The 20,055-nt window shown below is 70.2% G+C and carries 18 protein-coding genes; 5 read left to right on the top strand and 13 right to left on the bottom strand.

Annotated elements, in window-relative coordinates; genetic code table 11:
* From ADY01_RS06725 to ADY01_RS06715, 3 genes are all read right to left on the bottom strand, one after another.
* The coding region (locus ADY01_RS06725) for a metallophosphoesterase family protein (protein ID WP_049567215.1) at window positions 1–623 on the bottom strand (623 nt) is incomplete at its 3' end.
* A 137-nt stretch (window positions 624–760) separates the two neighbouring features.
* A complete protein-coding gene (locus ADY01_RS06720) occupies window positions 761–1,867 on the bottom strand; it encodes an LLM class flavin-dependent oxidoreductase (RefSeq protein ID WP_049567242.1) in 1,107 nt (368 codons plus the stop codon).
* Window positions 1,868–1,961: 94 nt separating this feature from the next.
* On the bottom strand, window positions 1,962–2,588 hold the full coding sequence (locus ADY01_RS06715) for a YigZ family protein (protein WP_049567211.1): 627 nt from the start codon (window positions 2,586–2,588) through the stop codon (window positions 1,962–1,964).
* Between the two features lie 59 nt (window positions 2,589–2,647).
* On the opposite strand from ADY01_RS06715, the gene ADY01_RS06710 reads away from it, so the two are divergent.
* Entirely contained in the window at window positions 2,648–3,055 is a 408-nt protein-coding gene (locus ADY01_RS06710) for a CoA-binding protein (RefSeq protein WP_049567208.1), read from the top strand.
* Between the two features lie 40 nt (window positions 3,056–3,095).
* On the opposite strand, the gene ADY01_RS06705 is transcribed toward ADY01_RS06710, so the two are convergent.
* The 5 genes from ADY01_RS06705 to ADY01_RS06685 all read right to left on the bottom strand — a co-directional run bounded on the left by ADY01_RS06705 (window position 3,096) and on the right by ADY01_RS06685 (window position 8,999).
* Window positions 3,096–3,653, bottom strand: a complete 558-nt coding sequence (locus tag ADY01_RS06705; protein ID WP_049567205.1) for a dihydrofolate reductase family protein — start codon at window positions 3,651–3,653, stop codon at window positions 3,096–3,098.
* Between the two features lie 205 nt (window positions 3,654–3,858).
* Complete coding sequence (locus tag ADY01_RS06700) at window positions 3,859–5,028, bottom strand: PQQ-dependent sugar dehydrogenase (RefSeq protein ID WP_049567202.1); 1,170 nt, start codon at window positions 5,026–5,028, stop codon at window positions 3,859–3,861.
* A gap of 788 nt (window positions 5,029–5,816) precedes the next feature.
* Window positions 5,817–6,698 carry a carbohydrate ABC transporter permease gene (locus tag ADY01_RS06695; RefSeq protein ID WP_049567200.1) on the bottom strand — a complete coding sequence of 294 codons (882 nt, stop codon included), beginning with the start codon at window positions 6,696–6,698 and terminating at the stop codon, window positions 5,817–5,819.
* Window positions 6,695–7,660 (bottom strand): carbohydrate ABC transporter permease, encoded by a 966-nt coding sequence (locus ADY01_RS06690; protein ID WP_234320108.1) that lies wholly within the window; start codon window positions 7,658–7,660, stop codon window positions 6,695–6,697. The genes ADY01_RS06695 and ADY01_RS06690 overlap by 4 nt, the downstream gene beginning before the upstream one ends.
* Before the next feature lie 64 nt (window positions 7,661–7,724).
* The gene (locus tag ADY01_RS06685) at window positions 7,725–8,999 is read right to left on the bottom strand and encodes an ABC transporter substrate-binding protein (RefSeq protein WP_199826181.1); all 1,275 of its coding nucleotides are present in this window, start codon (window positions 8,997–8,999) and stop codon (window positions 7,725–7,727) included.
* A gap of 226 nt (window positions 9,000–9,225) precedes the next feature.
* Here ADY01_RS06685 and ADY01_RS06680 point away from each other — a divergent pair, with 226 nt between their 5' ends.
* Complete coding sequence (locus tag ADY01_RS06680) at window positions 9,226–10,233, top strand: LacI family DNA-binding transcriptional regulator (protein ID WP_234320107.1); 1,008 nt, start codon at window positions 9,226–9,228, stop codon at window positions 10,231–10,233.
* Here the strand turns inward: ADY01_RS06680 and ADY01_RS06675 are convergent.
* The 3 genes from ADY01_RS06675 to ADY01_RS06665 all read right to left on the bottom strand — a co-directional run bounded on the left by ADY01_RS06675 (window position 10,230) and on the right by ADY01_RS06665 (window position 13,672).
* Window positions 10,230–11,276, bottom strand: a complete 1,047-nt coding sequence (locus ADY01_RS06675; protein ID WP_049567197.1) for a LacI family DNA-binding transcriptional regulator — start codon at window positions 11,274–11,276, stop codon at window positions 10,230–10,232. The two genes, ADY01_RS06680 and ADY01_RS06675, sit on opposite strands and share 4 nt — an antisense overlap.
* Before the next feature lie 130 nt (window positions 11,277–11,406).
* Window positions 11,407–12,495: an endo-1,4-beta-xylanase gene (locus tag ADY01_RS06670; RefSeq protein WP_049567194.1), complete on the bottom strand. Its 1,089-nt coding sequence runs from the start codon at window positions 12,493–12,495 to the stop codon at window positions 11,407–11,409.
* Window positions 12,496–12,565: 70 nt separating this feature from the next.
* Window positions 12,566–13,672: a non-reducing end alpha-L-arabinofuranosidase family hydrolase gene (locus ADY01_RS06665; protein WP_078900065.1), complete on the bottom strand. Its 1,107-nt coding sequence runs from the start codon at window positions 13,670–13,672 to the stop codon at window positions 12,566–12,568.
* A 672-nt stretch (window positions 13,673–14,344) separates the two neighbouring features.
* Here ADY01_RS06665 and ADY01_RS06660 point away from each other — a divergent pair.
* A complete protein-coding gene (locus tag ADY01_RS06660; protein ID WP_234320109.1) occupies window positions 14,345–15,799 on the top strand; it encodes a non-reducing end alpha-L-arabinofuranosidase family hydrolase in 1,455 nt (484 codons plus the stop codon).
* Here ADY01_RS06660 and ADY01_RS36720 read toward each other — a convergent pair.
* A complete protein-coding gene (locus ADY01_RS36720; RefSeq protein ID WP_199826180.1) occupies window positions 15,774–15,932 on the bottom strand; it encodes a hypothetical protein in 159 nt (52 codons plus the stop codon). The genes ADY01_RS06660 and ADY01_RS36720 overlap by 26 nt on opposite strands.
* A 455-nt stretch (window positions 15,933–16,387) precedes the next feature.
* Here ADY01_RS36720 and ADY01_RS06655 point away from each other — a divergent pair, with 455 nt between their 5' ends.
* Window positions 16,388–17,314: an alpha/beta hydrolase family protein gene (locus tag ADY01_RS06655; RefSeq protein ID WP_053170580.1), complete on the top strand. Its 927-nt coding sequence runs from the start codon at window positions 16,388–16,390 to the stop codon at window positions 17,312–17,314.
* Between the two features lie 229 nt (window positions 17,315–17,543).
* Here ADY01_RS06655 and ADY01_RS06650 read toward each other — a convergent pair whose 3' ends face one another.
* Window positions 17,544–18,515: a glycoside hydrolase family 6 protein gene (locus ADY01_RS06650; protein ID WP_049567184.1), complete on the bottom strand. Its 972-nt coding sequence runs from the start codon at window positions 18,513–18,515 to the stop codon at window positions 17,544–17,546.
* Between the two features lie 321 nt (window positions 18,516–18,836).
* On the opposite strand from ADY01_RS06650, the gene ADY01_RS06645 reads away from it, so the two are divergent.
* Window positions 18,837–19,847, top strand: coding sequence for a LacI family DNA-binding transcriptional regulator (locus tag ADY01_RS06645; RefSeq protein ID WP_049567180.1), 1,011 nt, complete (start codon window positions 18,837–18,839; stop codon window positions 19,845–19,847).
* The last annotated feature ends 208 nt before the right edge of the window (window positions 19,848–20,055 follow it).

Below are 20,055 nucleotides of genomic sequence, written 5' to 3'. Positions count from 1 at the left end.
ACGCCGTCGAACGTGGCGACGGGGACGGCGGAGGCGCCGCCCACGGTGATGTCGCGTTCGCTGTCGGAGGGCGTGCCGCCGGTGACGAAGGCGTGGGCCAGCGCGAGGGACCGGGTGGCGGCGGGCCGCGCGGCCAGATCCGCGCGGACGCGGTCCATCGCGGCGCCGACGACGGCGGCGTGGCCCGCGCTCTCGACGGCGAACTCCTCGCGCACCAGCGCCGGTTCGAGATAGGGCAGGCCGTAGACGGCGACGTCGCCGTGCTCGTCGCCGAGGATCACCGGCGTCCCGCACGAGGAGGGATCGGTGCGCAGGTGGATGCCCGCGCGTCCGATGAGGCCCGCGCCGACGCCCAGGCGGCGGGGGGAGTCGTGGTTCCCCGAGATCATCACGGTGGGTGCGCCGAGGTCGGCGAGCCGGTGCAGCGCGTCGTCGAAGAGCTCGACGGCGGCCAGCGGCGGGACGGCCCGGTCGTAGATGTCCCCGGCGACCAGCACGGCGTCCACCCGTTCCTCCCGCGCCACCTCCACCAGGTGGTCGAGGAACGCGCCCTGCGCCTCCAGCAGGCTGACCCGGTGCAGACCGCGTCCCAGATGCCAGTCGGAGGTATGGAGAAACCTCACCGACCCCCGCCCCCCTTCACACCGTCAGCGTCCCGTCGCACGGCCCGGACCGGCCGCGATGATCACGGCGTTCAGTCTGCCACCGCCCTCTGACAACGCGGCGGGCCGGACCGTTCGGTCGGGCCGGATCAGGCGGATCAGGCGGAGTCGGCCGGCGCGCCGGCCTCCCCGTCCCGCGCCGCGGCGACCCGGGCGGCGTGCGTGGGTCCCCCGGGCACGTCACCGGGCCGCCCCGCGGCGAACTCCCTGCGCAGCACCGGGACGACCTCCTCGCCGAGCATGTCGAGCTGCTCCAGGACGGTCTTGAGCGGCAGCCCCGCGTGGTCCATGAGGAACAGCTGCCGCTGGTAGTCGCCGAAGGACGCGCGGAAGGTGAGGGTCTTCTCGATGACCTCCTGCGGGCTGCCGACGGTCAGCGGTGTCTGCTCGGTGAACTCCTCCAGCGTGGGACCGTGGCCGTAGACGGGGGCGTTGTCGAAGTAGGGCCTGAACTCCCGGACGGCGTCCTGGGAGTTCTTCCGCATGAACACCTGCCCGCCCAGGCCGACCATCGCCTGCTCCGGCGTGCCGTGCCCGTAGTGCGCGTACCGCTCCCGGTAGAGGCCGACGAGGCGCTGGAAGTGCTCCTTGGGCCAGAAGATGTTGTTCGCGAAGAAGCCGTCGCCGTAGAACGCGGCCTGCTCGGCGATCTCCGGGCTGCGGATGGAGCCGTGCCAGACGAACGGGGGAACGCCGTCCAGCGGGCGCGGCGTTGAGGTGAAGCCCTGGAGGGCGGTGCGGAAGCGGCCCTCCCAGTCCACGACGTCCTCGCGCCAGAGCCGGTGCAGCAGCGCGTAGTTCTCGAGGGCGAGCGGGATGCCCTGGCGGATGTCCTGGCCGAACCAGGGGTAGACCGGTGCGGTGTTGCCGCGGCCCATCATCAGGTCGACCCGGCCCCCGGCGAGGTGCTGGAGCATCGCGAAGTCCTCCGCGATCTTGACCGGGTCGTTGGTGGTGATCAGCGTGGTGGAGGTGGAGAGGATCAGCCGCTCGGTGCGGGCGGCGATCCAGCCGAGCAGGGTCGTGGGCGAGGAGGGCACGAACGGCGGGTTGTGGTGCTCGCCGGTCGCGAAGACGTCGAGCCCCACCTCCTCCGCCTTGAGCGCGATGGCGGTCATCGATGCGATCCGCTCGTGCTCGCCGGGGGCCCGGCCGGTGGTCGGGTCGGTGGTCACGTCACCCACGGTGAAGATTCCGAACTGCATGAGGGCCACCTCGCTTGATTTACTGTTCAACTATTCATCCGGGGAACGCCTCCCCCGGTCCGGCTGTTCCGCCACTTCCGCCCGAGTACCCGGCTCAGCCGGGACCGTACGTCTCGCCGCCCAGGTCCAGGCGCGCGGCGCCCGCCGTCGCCCCGGCCAGCCAGGCGCGGAACGACTCGACATCCGCCTCCGGCAGCCCGATACCGATGCTGACCTCGGCCCCGTACTCCACCTCGCGGACGTTCCGCCCGGTGGCACGCAGGTCGTTCTCCAGACGGCCGGCGCGCCCGTGCTCCACGGTGATCACCGCCAACCGCTGCCGACGGCGGGCCACCGTGCCCAGCGCGTCCAGCGCCTCGCCCACGGCGCCGCCATAGGCACGGATGAGGCCCCCGGCCCCCAGCTTGGTCCCCCCGAACCAGCGGGTCACCACGGCCACGGCGAACCTGATCTCGCGGCGCAGCAGCATCTCCAGCATGGGCAGCCCGGCGGTCCCCCCGGGCTCGCCGTCGTCACCGGCCTTGCGCACGGCGGCGTCCGCGCCGATGACGTACGCGTAGCAGTGGTGCGAGGCGGTCGGATACGTCGCGCGGACGCGGTCGATGAACGCCCGCGCCTCCTCCTCGGTACCGGCGGGCGCCAGCGCGCAGAGGAATCGCGACCGGTTGACCTCGGTCTCGTGCAGGCCCTCGCCCGCCACCGTCAGATACCGATCACCCATCCGGCCACCCTATGCAACGGACCGGGAATCACCGGGTGGGTGCGTTCGTTGTCCGGAACATGTACGGCGATGATCAGACTGTGCGCAGGATCCTGACCGAATCCGGAGACACCTGGGCGGTCGTGGGTCTCTCCTCCAACCCGGGCCGGGCCGCCTACGGCGTCGCGGCGCTGCTCCAGCGCCACGGCAAACGAATCGTTCCGGTGCACCCCAAGGCCGAAACGGTCCACGGCGAACGCGGCTACGCGTCGCTGGCCGACATCCCCTTCCCCGTCGACGTGGTGGACGTCTTCGTCAACAGCGACCTCGCCGGTCAGGTCGCCGACGAGGCGGTCGCCATCGGCGCGAAGGCCGTCTGGTTCCAGCTCGACGTGATCGACGAAGCCGCCTACGACCGCACCCGCGGCGCCGGCCTGGACATGGTGATGGACCGCTGCCCGGCGATTGAACTTAATTCCCCACGTTAGCGCTGAGCGGGTTCCTCGGTGGTGCGATCAACCGGTGCGCTCAGCGGTTGCGGTAGCCCGCGTAGATCAGTCCGCTGGCGAAGGCACGCTCCTCGACCCGTTCGAGGTCGAGGCGCACGCCGTCGGGGAAGAACCGCTTGCCGCCGCCGACCACGCTCGTGGTGATGAACAGGTGGTACTCGTCCACCAGGCCGGCCGCTATCGCCTGGGCCGCGAGGTTCGGGCCGTCGACGGTGAGGTCGTGCTCGGCCTCGGCCTTGAGCGTGCGCACCGCGTCCGGGTCGAAGGTCCGCTCGATCCTGGTCTTCGCGCTGGACACCGACTCGAGCGTCGTGGAGTACACGATCTTCTCCGCGGCCTGCCAGTCGCGGGCGTACTGCAGGATGTGCGGCGGCTGGTCGGGCTCGGTGTGCGCGGTCTCCCAGTAGACCATCGTCTCGTACATCCGCCGGCCGTAGAGGTAGGTGCCGACGGGGCGGAAGAGGTCGTTGATGAAGGTGTGCACCTCCTGGTCGTCGGCCCCGGTGCCGAGGTCGCCCTCCGCCGCCTCGGCGTAGCCGTCGAGCGAGGTGATCATCGAGTAGATGAGCTGTGCCATGCGTCTCCTCCGGGTCCGAACGCGTCGGTCCGCCAGCGGTCCTTGCCAGCGGTCCTTGCGAGCTGTGACCTCCGAACGACCCGGAACTCATCGATCCCGTCCCCGCGGCCTTCGCGCTGAGCATGTGCATTCCGTGGTCGGAGCACATGATCAGCCGAAGGCCGCCCGCACGTAAGGCGGTTGCCGACAGGAGAGGTCAGGTTCGCTAGGCGGGATCGATGCGGTAGACGGCCCCGGCGAGGGGCTCACTGCCGAAGCCACCCATGTCGATCACGTACAGCTCGTTGTCGAGACCCTGCACGAACGTGCTCACCCAGCCGGCGTTGGCGCCGAGGTCGAGCACGCCGGTCACCTGACCGTCCTGCGTCTGGAGGGCTTGCAGGTCGCCGGTGCAGTAGTCGGAGAACACGAAAGAGCCCCGCAGGTCCGGGATCGCGTCGCCCCGATAGGCGAAACCGGCTGTGACCGAGTCGCAGAAGCCGCTCAGACCGTGCTCCCACTCATGCACCGGTGAGGTGTGGTCGGGCGGCTCCGGACCCCGGTGCGGCAGGGTTCCCTCCATGTTGGGCCAGCCGTAGTTCTGGCCACCGACTCCGACGGGTGCCACGTTGATCTCCTCGCGCGTGAGGTGACCCACGTCGCCGATCCACAGGTCGCCGCTTTCGGCGTCGAAGGAGAACTGCCACGGATTGCGCAGGCCGTAAGCCCAGATCTCGCCGCGGGCATCCGGGTCGTCGACGAACGGGTTGTCGGCCGGAATCCCGTACGGGTCGCCGGCGTCCAGGTCGATCCGCAGTATCTTGCCCAGCAGGCTGCTGAGGTCCTGGGCGTTGTCGTACGGGTCGCCCTCCGGCGAGTAGTCGCCGTCTCCGAGGGAAATGTAGAACAGTCCGTCGGGGCCGAACGCGATGTGGCCGGAGTTGTGGGCGGGGCCCGGCTGTTCCTGGAAGAAGATGGTGCGCCGGGTGTCCACCTGCACCTCGCCGTCGATCACCTCGAACTCATCGACCGTGCTGTGGCCGTCGATGTCGGTGTAGGACAGATAGAAGCGGGTGAAATCCGGGTTGAACGTGATGTCCGCCACCCCGCGCTCACCGTCGGTGGTGGTCTCGCCCGTGATGTCGATGACCGGCTCGCCCAGCCCCTGGTCGTCGAGTACCCGTATGGTTCCGGCGCGTTCGCCGATCCAGATCGTGCCGTTCGGCCCGGCGGTGCCGGCGGTCGGTGACGCCGCGGTGGCGACCTGGGTCAACGCTACCTGGACCTGCTGTGGTTGTGCCGACGATTGAGAAGAAGCCGTGGGCGAGGTGCCTGCGGCCAGCGCCACCACTAAAGCTGTCGTAGCGGCGACTGCCGATAACTTTCTCAAGCTCATAGGTAGTCAGGAGCGGGTACATTCGCGCAGTCCCGTCTCCCTCCTCCTTTCTTATGTGGGGGGTGCGGTCACGCCATGTACCGGAATCTTTGATCGGATGCCCAATTCGGCTGGCTGGAGGCATGGCCGCAACGGAGACGGTAGCAGCCGGCGACCCGGGCGTAACCCTCGCGGCGCATGAGGTGTGGGGTGATAAGAGTTTCCGGACAGGGCGCTGTGCAGCCGAAAGACCGGGCAGAGCGACGTCGACCAGCGAGGACCGAAGAAGGTCCGCGACGCTGGGAGTTGGGGTCCGGACCGAATCGGCGGTTTGTCCGTTCGGTTCTGGCCGGATTCATTTCCCCGTCATACGCACCCGAGAAAAGTACCGATATCCCTGCGGGAATCACTTGTGAATCCACACCCCGCAGCGGTCGCTGAGCGCGTGCGGGCCCTCGCCGTCCCATGACCGCGAGGACGCCCCGGGGCCGGCGAGCTCGCGCGAGGACGCCCAGATCGCCGCGACACGGGTCGCGACCCTATCCCGCCGCCGAAACGATCGAGGCCCACCGGGCGTTCATCGCCCGCCCCAGTGAGGAGTACCGGATCCCGGGTATGGCTTGCCGAGATCCGCGACAACGTGATCGCCCGGATCGCCGAAGCCGGGACGGAAGGCTGGCCGGCCGGGGCCGAGGACAAGCCCCGCCAGCGGCCGTGGACCTTCGTACCAAACCACGCGTGGAGATCGATGAACCCACGAAGGTGGGCTGCAAGCGATCCCCGTGGTGTGGCGCTCAGCCGGCCGGCCGTCATCCCTTGAACGCGCCGTCCATGATGCCGGCGACCATCCGGCGGCCCACGAAGACGAAGAGGATGAGCAGCGGGAGGGTGGCGAGGAAGGAGCCGGCCATCGCGAGTCCGAGGTCGACGTGGAAGTTGTTCTGCAGCGCCTTGATGGCGATCTGCACCGTGTAGGTGTCCGGCGACTTGAGGACGACGAACGGCCAGAGGAAGTCGTTCCAGGCGGTGACGTAGCCGAAGAGGCCGAGGACGAACGCGGCGGGGCGGACGATGGGGAAGGCGATGCGCGAGTAGATCTGCCAGGTGGTCGCGCCCTCGATCCGCGCCGCCTGGAGCAGTTCGTCGTCGAGGGTGGTGGCGATGTGCTGGCGCATCCAGAAGATGCCGAAGGCGCTGGCCAGTCCGGGCACGATCAGGGCCTGGAGGGTGTCCACCCAGCCCAGCTCGGCGGTGATCAGGTACTGCGGGATGATCGCGAGCTGCGTCGGCACGGTCATGGTGAGCACGATGACCAGGAACAGCGCGTCGCGGCCCCGGAAGGCGAGCTTGGCGAAGGCGAACCCGGCCAGGGAGCACAGGAAGGCGTGCCCGACCCCGATCAGGCCCGCGACGATCACGCTGTTCACCAGCGACCGGAGGAACGGCACGGTGGTGAACACCAATTCGGCCAGGTGGAGGAAGTTGTCGCCGGGCACGATCTCGGGCGGCATCCGCGTCGCGGTCGCCGAGTCGGTCGTGGAGACGACGAACATCCAGTAGAGCGGGAAGAGGCAGACGACGGCCGCCAGGATCAGCGCGGCGTAGGACCACCAGCGGACCCGGCCGACGGGCCGGGGGCGGCGGGCGTGCCGGGTGACGGGCGCCTCGGTCGGTCGTCGGGTCGTCATCATGCCTCCGAACGGATACGGGAGGACAGCAGGTAGTTGAGCGCCGCGATGGCGATGACCATCACGAACAGGGCCACGCCGATGGCGGCGGCGTAGCCGAACTCGAAGGCGGCGAAGCCCTGTTCGTAGAGGAAGAGGGTGAGCGTCTGGCACTGCCGGTCCGCGCCGCAGGTCAGCGGGTTGGCGCGGGATATCAGCAGGGGTTCGGTGAAGATCTGCAGCCCGCCGATGGTGGAGGTGACCACGGTGAAGACGATGACCGGCCGCAGCGAGGGCACCGTGATGTGCAGGAACTGCTTCCAGCCGCCCGCCCCGTCCACCGCGGCGGCCTCGTAGGTCTCGCGCGGCACCGCCTGGAGGGCGGCCAGGTAGAGCAGGGTCGTGTAGCCGAACCAGCGCCAGGTGACCATCACGGCGATCATGAGGTGGCTGCCCCAGCCCGACTGGACGAAGTTGACCGGCTCGACGCCGACATGGCCGAGCAGCCAGTTCAGCAGCCCGAAGTCCCGGTCGAAGAGCTGGGCGAAGACGATGGCGGTGGCGGCGACCGAGGTGACGAAGGGGACCAGGATGGTCATGCGGAAGAACAGCGCGAAGCGGAGCCTGGCGTGGTTGAGCAGGTGCGCCAGGAACAGGGCCAGGACCAGCTGGGGCACCGTCGACAGCAGCCAGATGCTCAGGGTGTTGCGGGTGGCCTTCCAGAAGCGGGGGTCGTCCAGCAGGCGGGTGAAGTTGTCCAGCCCTATGTAGGTCTGGTCGCCGATCGGGTTCCAGTCGAAGAACGCGATGTAGAAGGTGAACAGCAGGGGGAAGAGGCCGAAGACTCCGAACAGGACGTAGAAGGGCGCGATGTAGGCGTACGGCGCGAGCCGTTCCTTCAGGCCGTGCCGCACGCCCTTCGCGTCGGGCGCGGGGGGCAGGGGGGCGGGCAGTGGGCCCGGCGGGGGGCGGAGTGGTGTCGTCAAGGAGTCGTCGCCTTCCCGGCGGCGATGCCCGGCCGGCGCCGGGCACGCCCATGGTCGGAGGGGGTCACTCGCCGATGGCGATGCGGATGTTGTCGAGCGCGTTGTCCCAGGCATCCGCCGGGTCGCCGCCCCCCTGCTCCACGTGGATGAGGGCGTTCAGGAACTCCTGGCCGATGATGGCGCTGTCCGGTCCGATGCGGAACGGCTGGAGACCGATGAGCGAGTCGGTGTAGATCCGCCCGACGGGCGCGTCGGAGAAGAACGGATCGGTGAGCCCGGCGAGTCGTTCGTCCTCGTACACCTGGGGGGTGGTGGGCAGGGCGCCGGAGTCGGTGAAGTGGTCGAGCTGGCCCTGCGGCGACTGGGTCTCCGCGATGTAGTCCCAGGCGGCCTCGGGGTTCTCGGCGTTCGCGGGGATGGCCAGGTAGCTGCCGCCCCAGTTGCCGGCGCCGCCGGGGATCGTGGCCAGGTCCCAGGCCCCCTCGGTGTCCGGCGCGTTGGAGCGGACGCTCTCCAGCATCCAGGAGGGAGCGGCCACGGCGGCGTAGGAGCCCTGCTGCATGCCGGCGCTCCAGGGTTCGGTGAACGAGCTCTGCCCGGCCGTGATGCCGGCGTCGATGGCGTCCAGCGCGAGCTGGAACGCCTCCTCGACCGGTGGGCTGCTGCGGTACACCAGAGCGCCGCTGTCGTCGTAGTACTTCTGGTCCCCCTGGTTGACGGCCTGGTAGAAGATGCTCGTCGCCGCGTTGTCCGTGAACGCCCTCCCGGTGGCCTCCGTGTATCGGCGCCCGGTCTCGATGAAGTCCTCCCAGGTCGGCCACAGCCGACCGACCTCCTCGCGGTCCGTGGGCAGGCCGGCCGCCTCGAACAGGTCCGTGCGGTAGGCCACGGCCATGCCGCCGACATCCGTCGGCACGCCGACGAGCGTGCCGTCCTCCGCCCTGCTCTGGGCGATCACCCAGTCCAGGTAGTCGCCCGCGATGGCGTCGCCCCCGAAGTCCCCCAGGTCGAGGAAGTTCTGCGGCTGGTCGACGAAGCGGGGCAGGTCGTCACCCTGGATGAGCACCAGGTCGGGAACCTTCCCGCTGGCCAGGGCGGTCACCAGCGACTGCGCCGTCTCCACCGAGCTGCCGACCTCGGTCAGCTTCACGTCGACGTCCGGATGCGCCGCCTCGTACTCCTCCACCGCCGCGGCCTGGTTGATGCCCGAGAAGGACCAGAACGCGAACGACCTCCCGTCGCCGCTGCCGGGATCGGAGACATTCGCGCAGCCGACGGTGGCCAGGGGGAGGAGGACGGCGAGGAGGACCGACGCCGAGCCGAGGCGCCCGGACGCCACGGACCGTGCTCGTCCCGGGCGTCGGCACCACGCATCAGGGAGCACGGGGCACCTGACCTTTCGAAAGTTTCAGGAGCTGATTCGATCGTTTACTTGCCGCGGAACTGTAGGAAGGGGCTCGGTGGGCGTCAAGAGGTGGGTCACCCTGGGGCGCAACTTCTCGGAAACGTTCGAAATGCCGGCGGTTAGACTCCGCACCGTGACTTCCGGCGACAGGACTCCAGGCGTGACCGAGCAGCCACTCACCATCGCGCAGATCGCCGACCGGGCGGGGGTCTCGGTCGCGACGGTCTCCAAGGTCGTCAACGGCCGCGCCGACGTCGGCCCCGAGACCCGCGCCCATGTCGAGGAGGTCATCCGGCGGCACGGCTACCGGCGGCAGAAGCGGCCCGCCGGTCCCGCTCCGCTGCTCGACCTCGTCATCCACGAGATCGCGGGGCCCTATCCCATCGAGATCCTCCGGGGCGTGGACCGGGTGGCGGACGAGCACGACCTGTCGGTGGTCGTCTCCCAGCTCCAGGGCCGCCACACCCCGGGCCGCAGCTGGGTCGACCGGGTGCTGGCCCGCCGCCCGACGGGGGTGATCGCCGTGTTCTCCGGCCCCACCGAGGCGCAGCGCACCCAACTGCACAGCCGCGGCATCTCGTTCGTGCTCCTGGATCCCACGGACGACCCCGGGCACGCGTGCCCGTCGGTGGGCAGCGGCAACTGGAACGGAGGTCTCTCGGCGACCCGGCACCTGCTGGAACTGGGGCACCGGCGCATCGCCATCATCACGGGGCCCGACTTCGCCCTGTCCAGCCACGCCCGGGGTGACGGCTACCGGACCGCGCTGGGCATGGCGGGGATCCCGATCGCCGACGAACTGGTCCGCGACGGTGGCTTCCGGATCGAGGACGGCCTGGTCCACACGCGGGCGCTGCTGCGCCTTCCCGATCCCCCGACGGCGATCTTCGCGTGCAACGACGGGCAGGCGCTGGGGGCATACCGAGCCGCGGCCGAGGCGGGGCTGCGCGTCCCGGAGGACCTCAGCATCGTGGGCTTCGACGACCTGTTCCCCTCGGACTGGCTCACGCCACCGCTGACCACGGTCCGCCAGCCGCTGGAGGCCATGGCCGCCGCGGCGGCGACCATGGTCGTCACGCTCGCGGCGGGCGAGCCGCTGCCCCGCACCCGCGTCGAGCTCGCCACCGAACTCGTCATCCGGGGAAGCACCGCGCCGGCCGTCCGTTAGGCGGCGCGGCCCCGCCCCGCCGCCCCACCGCCCCGCGGCGGGGCCGTGGTGTCCCCCACGACGAGCCGCGTGGCGAGTTGGACGCCGGCGGAATCCGGCGGATCGCCGGCGACCAGGGCCAGGAGGAGGCGGAGGGCGGTCGCCGCCATCACCGTCACCGGTTGCCGGACCGTGGTCAGGCGCGTCCCCGACCAGTCCGCGTCGGGCAGGCCGTCGAAGCCGACGACGCTCACGTCCCCCGGAACCCGCAGACCCAGCGCGGCCAGTTGGGTGCACGCCCCCCGCGCCATCCGGTCGTTGCAGGCGAAGAGCGCGGTGGGCGGAGCCGGCCGCCCCATCAGCGCGGCGGTGAGCCGCCGGGCCCTCGCCTCGTCGAAGTCCCCGAAGGCGACCGGCGCCTCCGGCACCCCGGCCTCGCGCAACGCCGACTGGAATCCCTCGACACGCTGCATCCCGGGTAACGAGGCGGGTCGCCCACCGATCACCGCGAACCGTCGGTGCCCCAGGCCCAGCAGATGGGCGGCGGCCCCCGCGCCGCCCTGCCGGTTGTCGGCACTCACCCACGGAGCCCGCGCGGGGGGCCTCACCCCCGGGTCGATGAGGATGAAGGGCATGCCGTCGCTCCTCTCCAGCCACATCTGCACCGCGGAGGCCGACGCGTTGAGGCAGAACAGCACCCCGTTCGACCGGCCGCCGCGATACCGATGCAACCAGGCCGGTTCCCCGGTCTCCGGGGACACCGCCGCCGGGCTGGAGACCAGCAGGCCGATACCGGCCTCCCCCACCGCCTGTTCCACCGCACGAAGCACCGCGCCCGACCATGGACTCTCCAGCCTGTCTGCCACCAGTTCGACGAGCGTGGGCCGCCCCCGCCGGTGCCGTCGCACGTAACCGAGCCGGTCCAGGGCCCGGAGCACCCGCACCCGGGTCTCGGGAGCAACGCCATCCCTGTCGTTGACCACCTTCGAGGCGGTCGGTACCGACACCCCCGCGGCTCGCGCGATGGCGGCGAGCGTGGGGCCCCTTCCCCTGCGTGTGGCCATGTCTCTCCTTATCCCCTGCCCGCATCCGGATCGGGGCGGGCCGACCGAGGAGTCGCCCATCCCGATGGAAGGCGGGGCCCCGAGATCTCCGAGGCCCCGCCCTGGCGGAAAGGCGAGGCATGCTCAGCGATCAGGCCGTGGACGCGGGAGCGATGCCCTCCCGCCGCGCGGTCTGCTCATGGGCCCCGGCCGCGCCGTTCAGCGCGGCGAGGACGGCGTGGTACGCCTCCTTCTTCTGGTAGTTGGTGTCGAAGAGGAGCGGCGTGTCGTCGCCGCGCCAGGAGTGCTTGTCGGTGAAGCCCCAGATGGTGATGCCGGTGCAGCGGGAGACGGCGAGGCACGCCTCGGTGACCTGGCGGTAGGCGTTGGCCTGGGCGGTGCCGGAGCCGCCGATGTCGAGCTCGGTGATCTCGACGTCCACGCCGAGGTCGGAGAAGCGCTGAAGGTTCTGCCGGTAGGTGGACAGGTCGGAGGTGGAGTCGAGGTGGCTCTGGAAGCCGACGCAGTCGATGGGCACGCCGCGGGCGAGGAAGTCCTGCACCATCCGGTAGATGGCGTCGCTCTTGGCGTTGAGGGCGTCGGTGCCGTAGTCGTTGTAGCAGAGGGTGGCGTTCGGGTCGGCCGCGTCGGCCGCGCGGAACGCGTCCTCGATCCAGCCGTCGCCGAGCTGCTGCTGGAGGTTGGACTGGCGGCGGCTGCCGTCCCACTCGAACGCCTCGTTGACCACGTCCCAGGAGGAGATGTCGCCGGCGTAGTGGCCCGCGACCCCCTGGATGTGGCCGAGCATCGCCTGGCGGAGGCTGTCGCCGGTCAGGCCCTGGACCCAGGAGGGCTGCTGGGCGTGCCAGACCAGGGTGTGGCCGCGCACCTCCATGCCCTGGCTCTGCGCGTGGGCGACGAGCTGGTCTCCGCCGCTGAAGTTGAACTGGCCGCGGTTGGGTTCGGTGGCGTCCCACTTCATCACGTTCTCGGCGACGACGCTGGTGAACTCCCGGTTCAGCGTGGAGGCGTAGTCGGCCTCGCCGAGGAGGTGGGGAGCGACGGCGGCGCCGAAGTACCTGCCGCTCTGGGCCGCCGCGTCGCCGAGCGTGTCGGCCTGGGCCTGGGCGGTGCCGCTGGACATCAGGACGCCGGTCGCCGCCAGGCCGCCGGCCAGCAGGACGGCGACCGCCGCGCGGAGGCGGTGGCGTCGGCGCCGTTCGGGCAATTTCTCGGTCATGGGGGAACTCCTTGACTTCCGGTGGGGGGACAGGCCGGGGCCCGTCCGGCGGAAAGGGGCCGGCCCGCTCTCAGCAGGTGGAGTTGGTGTGGGTGGCCAGGCCCAGGCGCCAGGGGAGCTGGGAGTACTCGCCTCCGGCGCCCGGGTCCATCCCCTGGTAGAGGAGCTGGAGGTTGCAGGGGTCGATGGTCATGGTCTGGTCGGCGGAGGTGCGGATGAGTTCGCCGTGGCTGATGTCCCTGGTCCAGGCACCGGAGGGGAAGGTGGTGTTGTTGCTGCGGGCGAACGGGTTGGACTCGGTGTCCGCCAGCGGCTGCCACTGGCCGGTGAGGCCCTGGGCGGTGAAGGAGCGGTACCAGCGCCTGCCGTCGCTGCCGATGGCCTCCATGATCAGCAGGTACGTGTCGGTGCCCTGGACGCGGTAGACGGCCTCGCCCTCGAACAGCGCGTTGCGGCTGTCCTGGAGAACGATCTGGGTGTTGCGGAAGCCGTTCGGGAACTCACCGATGGTGGTCTCGGCCCGGTAGAGGTGGCCGTTGTCATCGGCGGAGAACAGGTAGCACATCGAGTCGTCGCAGATGACGTAGAAGTCCAGCCAGTGACCGTTGCCGATGTTGTCCCGCACCACGTCGGGCATGCTGTCCTGGAAGTTGCGCGGCGCGGACCAGCTCGTCGGGTCACCGGGGTCGCTGGTGGTGGAGAACGAGGGCAGGCCGGTCTGGTAGACCAGGTACCACTCGTCACGGGGCTCGAAGTAGAACGCGTGGGGCGCGGCGCGGTAGCCCGTGCCGACGCCGGAGGCGGTCTCCAGCGGGGTCTGCCGGGCGTTGTTCGCCTGGGACCAGTCGGAGAAGCTGGCGTGCGCCAGACTCCAGTCCCCCGAGGTGTCGGCCGTCGTCATGAAGACGTGCCAGGTGCCGTCCTCCTCCCGGAGGACCGACGGGTCCTTGACGGAGACGACCGGATCACCGCCGTCTGCCTGCGGCGAGATCACCGGACCACCCGAGGACCACTGGTAGGAGGAAGGCAACTGCTGGGCAGCCGCGCGCTGTTCACCCTGCCCGGCCGAAGCCGGCGCGGCGGAGAACACCACGGCCAGGCCGAGCAGAAGGACGAGGACCGTGCGGAGCGGCCGTGAGCGGGACCCACGTCGGGAACGACGTACTGAAGCGAGCATGAGGACTCCGATGCGGCTCGGCCGGAGGATCCACCCACACGGACATCACCTGCGTCCGTGGTTTCCGGCTCGGTGGCGAGCGTGGGGGGACCCTTACCGGAAGAAGCGGATGGTGCGCGTACGGTCACCTGCGGCGTGTGGGGGCACAATGGGCCGCTCACATCAGGCTATGTCCGACCTGCCGAACAGCGATCGGCTTGCCGGACACCAGGGATCCTAGGATGCCCACGCGGGCGTCAACACCCCTCGGGGGCATATTTTTTCGGCCGACTCCACGAAAGAGACGCCGCACGCGCGGCCCGCCGTCACGCCCCGGCCGCTCATGAAGTTTTCGATACAACCGGGGAAAACCAGGGGCTTTGACACCACCTCTTCACTGCCTATGCTCCGAATGTTCGAATATGCGGGCGACGTCCGTCATTTCGAATGCGCCCGGCGGTGCACGTCGGCGGCCGAGGGCGGAACCCCTTCCGGCGGCCACCCGCGCGGTCCGCGCGGTGTGGCCCCGAACGATGAGACGGAGATTCCATGACCGGGGTACAACGTCCGCCGGCGTCCGCGCCGCGGACCCGGACGCCCAGCGAGTCGCGCCGCCGGCTCCGCGGGCGTCGTCGGCCGAGCACGACGATCGCGTTGGTCGTGACCTCTCTCCTGGCGAGCCTGCTGGCCGTCATGGGCGCCGCACCCGCCTCGGCCGCGACCGTGGACACCAGCGCCTGGTACGTGCTGGTCAACCGCAACAGCGGCAAGGCCCTCGACGTCTACAACCTCGCCACCGACGACGGCGCCCGCATCACCCAGTGGTCCCGCAACGACCAGGCCCAGCAGCAATGGCAATTCGTCGACTCCGGAAACGGCTACTACCGCCTCCGGTCCAGACACTCCGGCAAAGTCCTCGACGTCCACAACTGGTCCACCACCGACGGCGGAAACATCGTCCAATGGACCGACAACAACGCCGCCAACCAGCACTTCAGACTCGCCGACTCCGCAAGCGGATACGTACGCCTCATCAACCGCAACAGCGGAAAAGCGGTCGAAGTCCAGAACGCCGCCACCACCGACGGCGCGAACATCGTCCAGTACTCCGACTGGGACGGCACCAACCAGCAATGGCAGCTCGTCCGCGTAGGAGACGGTGGCGACCCGCCCGACTCGTCGCTGCCCTCCTCGTTCCAGTGGAGTTCCAGCGGCGTGCTGGCCGGGCCGAAGTCGGACGGGAGTCACGACATCGTCGCCATCAAGGACTACACGGTGGTCCGGCACAACAACCAGTGGCAGGTCTACGCCACCACCGCGAGCCGGAGCGGCGGCTGGAACCTGGTCCACTTCGCGGCCCCCGACTGGTCACAGATGGCGAACGCGCAGCACACGTTCCTCGATACCGCCTCCGGCGTCGGCTCCGGCTACCGCGCCGCTCCCCAGGTCTTCTACTTCGCCCCACAGAACCTCTGGTACCTGATCTACCAGACCGGTCTGCCGTCGTACTCGACGAGCAGCGACCCCGGCAACCCGAGGTCCTGGTCGACTCCGCGCACCTTCATGAGCAGCGTGCCGGACATCGTGCGGCAGAACATGGGCAACGGGAACTGGCTCGACTTCTGGACGATCTGCGACGCGGCCAACTGCCACCTGTTCTCCAGCGACGACAACGGCCACATCTACCGCGCCCAGACCTCGGTGGGGAGCTTCCCCAACGGATTCGGCAACACCGTCATCGCCATGCAGGACTCCAACCGCAACAACCTCTTCGAGGGCACCGCCGTCTACCGAGTGGGCAACACCGGCGAGTACCTGCTGCTCCAGGAGGCCATCGGGTCCAACGGCCGCCGCTGGTACCGGTCCTTCACCTCCGACCGCATCGAGGGCCCCTGGTCCCCCCTGGCCGCGACCGAGTCCAACCCGTTCGCCCGCTCCAGCAACGTGACCTTCCCGTCCGGCACGTCCGCGTGGACGCAGGACTTCAGCCACGGAGAGCTGCTCAGGGCGAGCAACGACCAGACACTCACCATCGACCCGTGCCGACTCCAGTTCCTCTACCAGGGACTCAGTCCGGGCGCGGGCGGTGACTACAGCCAACTCCCCTACCGCATGGGCCTGCTCACCCAGACCAACTCCACCTGCTGACGGCCGCGACGCGCTCGTGGACGCGGCGGTGGCTCTCCAGCGCGCGCACCACGCCCGACGTCCGCGTGATCACGTCGTGGAAGGCGCGGTCGTGCTCGGCGCAGGTCACGTGGTCGTCCACGAGTTCGTCCATCCGTTCCACGAGCGCGCGGGCGATCTCACCCTGACCGGGAACGGGAGCCCCGCCCGGCCATCACGGGAATCGTCGACGGCGAGCGCGGCAATGTCACCCGCGACACGGCCACCTTCGCCAGTGACGACATTCCCGCCGAAGCGAGTCGCATCATCTCCGAGGCGGGACCCACCGGTTCGGTTCCGATTCCCTGAGCCCGCGTCCCCACGGCGCAATTCCGAGAACTTTCGATTCTTTTCGTCGCTGCCGCGTCCCTTCTGAGCCTTGACGCCGTCACCAGGCCCTCTATCCTTCTGATATTCGGAATTCGAGGCACCGCTCGTGATGCCGCACGAGCGAGCCCGGCCGGGTCGATTGGTGCCATTTCTTTTTCTTCCGCGTCATTCCCGCGGGAAAACCGGTCCGGGCAACGGCCGTCCCCACCGCGACGGTTCCCCCCACTTCGAGGAGTCATCATGCCTATACGACGGCGCACCTTACTGGGACTTGGCGCGGCCGGAACGGCGGGGCTGGGCGTGTCCCTGCTCGGCGCTTCCGGCGTCAGCGCCTCCGCCGCTCCGCTGGACGCGCCTGCCCAGCGTTTCGCCATCGGCGTGCGGGAGTACGCCTGGAGCCGTGGCAACCGCCGGCTGATCACCCGGATCTTCTATCCGGCCACCGGCACCCCCGGCGGCAACCCCGTCTCCAACGCCCCGGTGGCCGACGGAGTCTTCCCGGTCTGCGAGTTCAGCCACGGCCTGGGCGGCAACCCCGAAAGCTACGCGCCGCTGGTCCGCCCGCTGGCCGAGGCCGGGTTCGTGGTGCCCGCCCCGGTCTTCCCCACCACCTCCACCGGCACCGAGGGCAACATCGGCGACGTCTACAACGGCAACCAGTCCATGGACGTCTCCGAGGTCATCACCCGCACCCTCGCGCTGAACACCACCTCGGGCGACCCGCTCGCCGGGCACATCGACACCACGGCCGGCGTCGGCGCGGCCGGGCACTCGCTGGGCGGCATGACCACCCACGGCCTGCTCACCGCCTGGCCCGACGAGCGGATCTCCGCCGCCGTCCCCTTCGCCTGCGTCGACATGGGCAACCCCAACGGCGCGGTCGGCGCCGCCGTCCTGTTCGTCCACGGCGACCAGGACCCCATCTGCCAGTACTCCTCCGCCCGCACCGCCTACGCCGAACTGCGCGCGCCCAAAGCCTTCCTCACCCACCTCGGCACCGGCCACGACCAGTACATCTGGAGCGGCTACAACCACGCCCAGACCGTCGCCACCTACCTGGACTGGATGCGCTGGAGCCTGTACGCCGACACCGCCGCCCGCGACCGCCTCCCCGCCGACGCCACGTCCGGCACCACCACCACCCAGTGGGAGGCGGCCCTCAGCTGAAGCGCGTCGCGGCGGAGGTACCCTTTCGCGGACCCGCACCGGCTGGCGAGGGACCATGCGGGGATCGGCGGACGCGCAGGGCGTTCCTGCTCGCCCTGTTCGGCGACCACGTGCTCGGCCGCGGTGTAGCTGTGGCCACGGGGGGGTGTCATCGCGGTGCGGCACGGCGCCACGCGGCCGCCCCGGCGCCGGCGGGATACGCCGGCGCCGGGACGGCCCAGGTGAGGGGTCAGTAGCCGAAGATCATCTTGTAGGCGACCTCCGGCAGGAACTGTCCGGCCGTGGAGCCCGATCCGACACCGCAGTCGCCGTCGGACTCGCCCGGGGTCTTGAGCCACAGGAGCATCTCGGCGCCGCCGCCCCCTTCCTGGGTGGGGGTACCGATCCTGCGCCCGCCGGGGTTGCACCACTCGCCGTTGGAACCGTTCCCGTTGCGGCTGGTGTCCACGACGAACGGCTTGCTGTAGCCGTACCGCTGGCCGAGCGCCTGGTTGACGCCGCCGGCGTAGGAGGCGTTCTCGGCCGTGGGGTAGTAGTTCGAGACGTTGAGAGCGAAGCCCCTGGCAAGGCTGAGGCCGGCGGAGTGGAGACGATCGGCCATGGTCGGGGCGTCGGCCCAGCCGGGGTTGCCCGCGTCGAGGTAGACCCAGGCGTTCGGCGCCTGGGACCGGAACTGCGAGAGGGCGTTGGTGAGCATGCCCTGCCGCTCGTTGATCTGGTCCTGGGTCATGCAGCTGTAGTCGCCGAGGGAGTCGGGTTCGAGTATGACGACGGCCGGACGGCTGCCGATGCCCCCGGCGAAGGCGGAGATCCAGCTCGCGTACTCGGACGGGGAGGCGGCCCCGCCCCCGGAGTGCCCACCGCAGGCGTCGCGGCCGTACATGTTGTAGGCCACGAGCAGCGGCAGCTTGTCGGCGGACTCGGCCGCGCCCACGAAGGAGCTCGCGGCGGAGCGGATGTCGCCGCTCCAGGAGCCGAACCAGCGGGCCATGGGGGTGCCGGCGATGGAGTCGCCGATCGCGGAGGCCCGTCCGTCACCGGAGTTGGCGGCCGACCAGACGGCAGGGCTGGAGTTCGGGTCGACGTAGAAGCCACTGGTCATGGCGAGCGGGTCGGATGCCGCCTGGGCGGATGGAGACGAGGCCAGGAACAGCGGCAGGGCGAGGAGCCCCGCCAGGGCTCCTCGGAGCAGTGTGCGCATGGACGTACCTCATTCGTGGGGAAGGAAGCGCCGCGCGGCTTTCGTCCTGAGCCTGCGACGCGGGTGCGATGGCGCCGGGCAGCGGCCCTCGGCGTGCGTGGCGCGCAGGGGGCCGATGGAGAATTTGGGAGCGCTCCCAGTCCGAGGGATAACTCAAAGGCACTCCTCGGTATGGTGTGTGGGCTGTTGAGAGCTGTCAAGAGGGGCCGCGCAACTATCCTCCGCCCGCCAGCGTGGCAGCACTGAGCCCGAAAACTGGAAGCGCTCCCAATTCTCGGGGGTAGCATCTCGGCAACCACGGCGAGAAGGGTCCCGCAGTCCATGACAGATGCGTCGCGTCCGCAGCCCACACTCGACGAGGTGGCCGAGCGTGCCGGCGTCTCCCGTTCGGCGGCCTCCCGGGTGCTCAACAACGCGCCGCATGTCAGCCGCGCCAAGCGCGAGGCGGTCCAACGGGCCATCAGGGAACTCGGCTACGTGCCCAACACGACGGCGCGGGCGCTGGTGACCCGGCACAGGGGCGTGGCCGCTCTCGTCATCTCGGGGGAGACGCCGTCGATCTTCGCGGACCCGTTCTTCGCCAAGGTGATCGTCGGCGCGTCCGCCGCCCTGGAGGAGGCCGACCTGTACCTGATGCTGTGTCTCGCGGCGGCGGACCGCGGCCGCCGGCGCCTGGAGGAGTTGCTGCGCGCACGGGGTGTCGACGGCGTGATGCTCATGGCGGCCCGGGAGAACGACCCCGTGCTCCGCATCGCCCGGGAGACGGAGCTACCCGTGGTCTTCGGCGGGCGTCCGGTGGGTTTCGAACCGCCGTGGTACGTGGACGCCGACAACGTCGGTGGCGCGCGCCAGGCCACCGAGCACCTGCTCGCCCGCGGACGGAGGCGGGTGGTCATGATCTGCGGGCCGCTGGACACCGGGGTGAGCCGCGCGCGCCACCGCGGCTACCGGGAGGCCATGATCCTGGCCGGGCTGGAGCCCTCCCTGCCGGAGATCGGGGACTTCAACGAGCCCAGCGGCGCCGCCGCCATGACCGAACTGCTGAGGCGGCATCCGGATCTGGACGGGGTGTTCGCCGCCAACGACAACATGGCGGCCGGTGCCCTGCGCGCCCTGCGCGGCGCCGGCCGGACGGTCCCCCGTGATGTCGCGGTCGTGGGCTTCGACGACCTGGACATCGCGCAGATCGCCGAACCGTCGCTGACCACGGTCCACCAGCCCATCCAGGCCCTGGGCCGCGAGACGGCCCGCATGCTCGTCGGGCTCATCGCCGGCGAGGAACCCAATCCGCTGATCCTGCCCACCCATCTGGTCATACGCTCCAGCACCTGACCGGCGGGCGACTGCCACGGCGCGAAGGCGGACCGCTCCACGGCCCCGTCACGTCCCCTCCGGGCGACCGTCGTTCGTCCACCTCCGCGCCCACGTGCTGGACACCCCATGCGGGACTGCACCTATGACCGACACCACAAGGAGCGCGCTCTCGGGCCGGACACCGGCACGGCAACCGGGGGCGACTACGGGACGCAGCGGACGCGTT

This window comes from Streptomyces sp. SBT349, assembly GCF_001083795.1.
Lineage (GTDB): Bacteria > Actinomycetota > Actinomycetes > Streptomycetales > Streptomycetaceae > Streptomyces.
The sequence above is the reverse complement of the archived record's forward strand: the minus strand, read 5'-3'. Positions and strand labels throughout refer to the sequence as shown.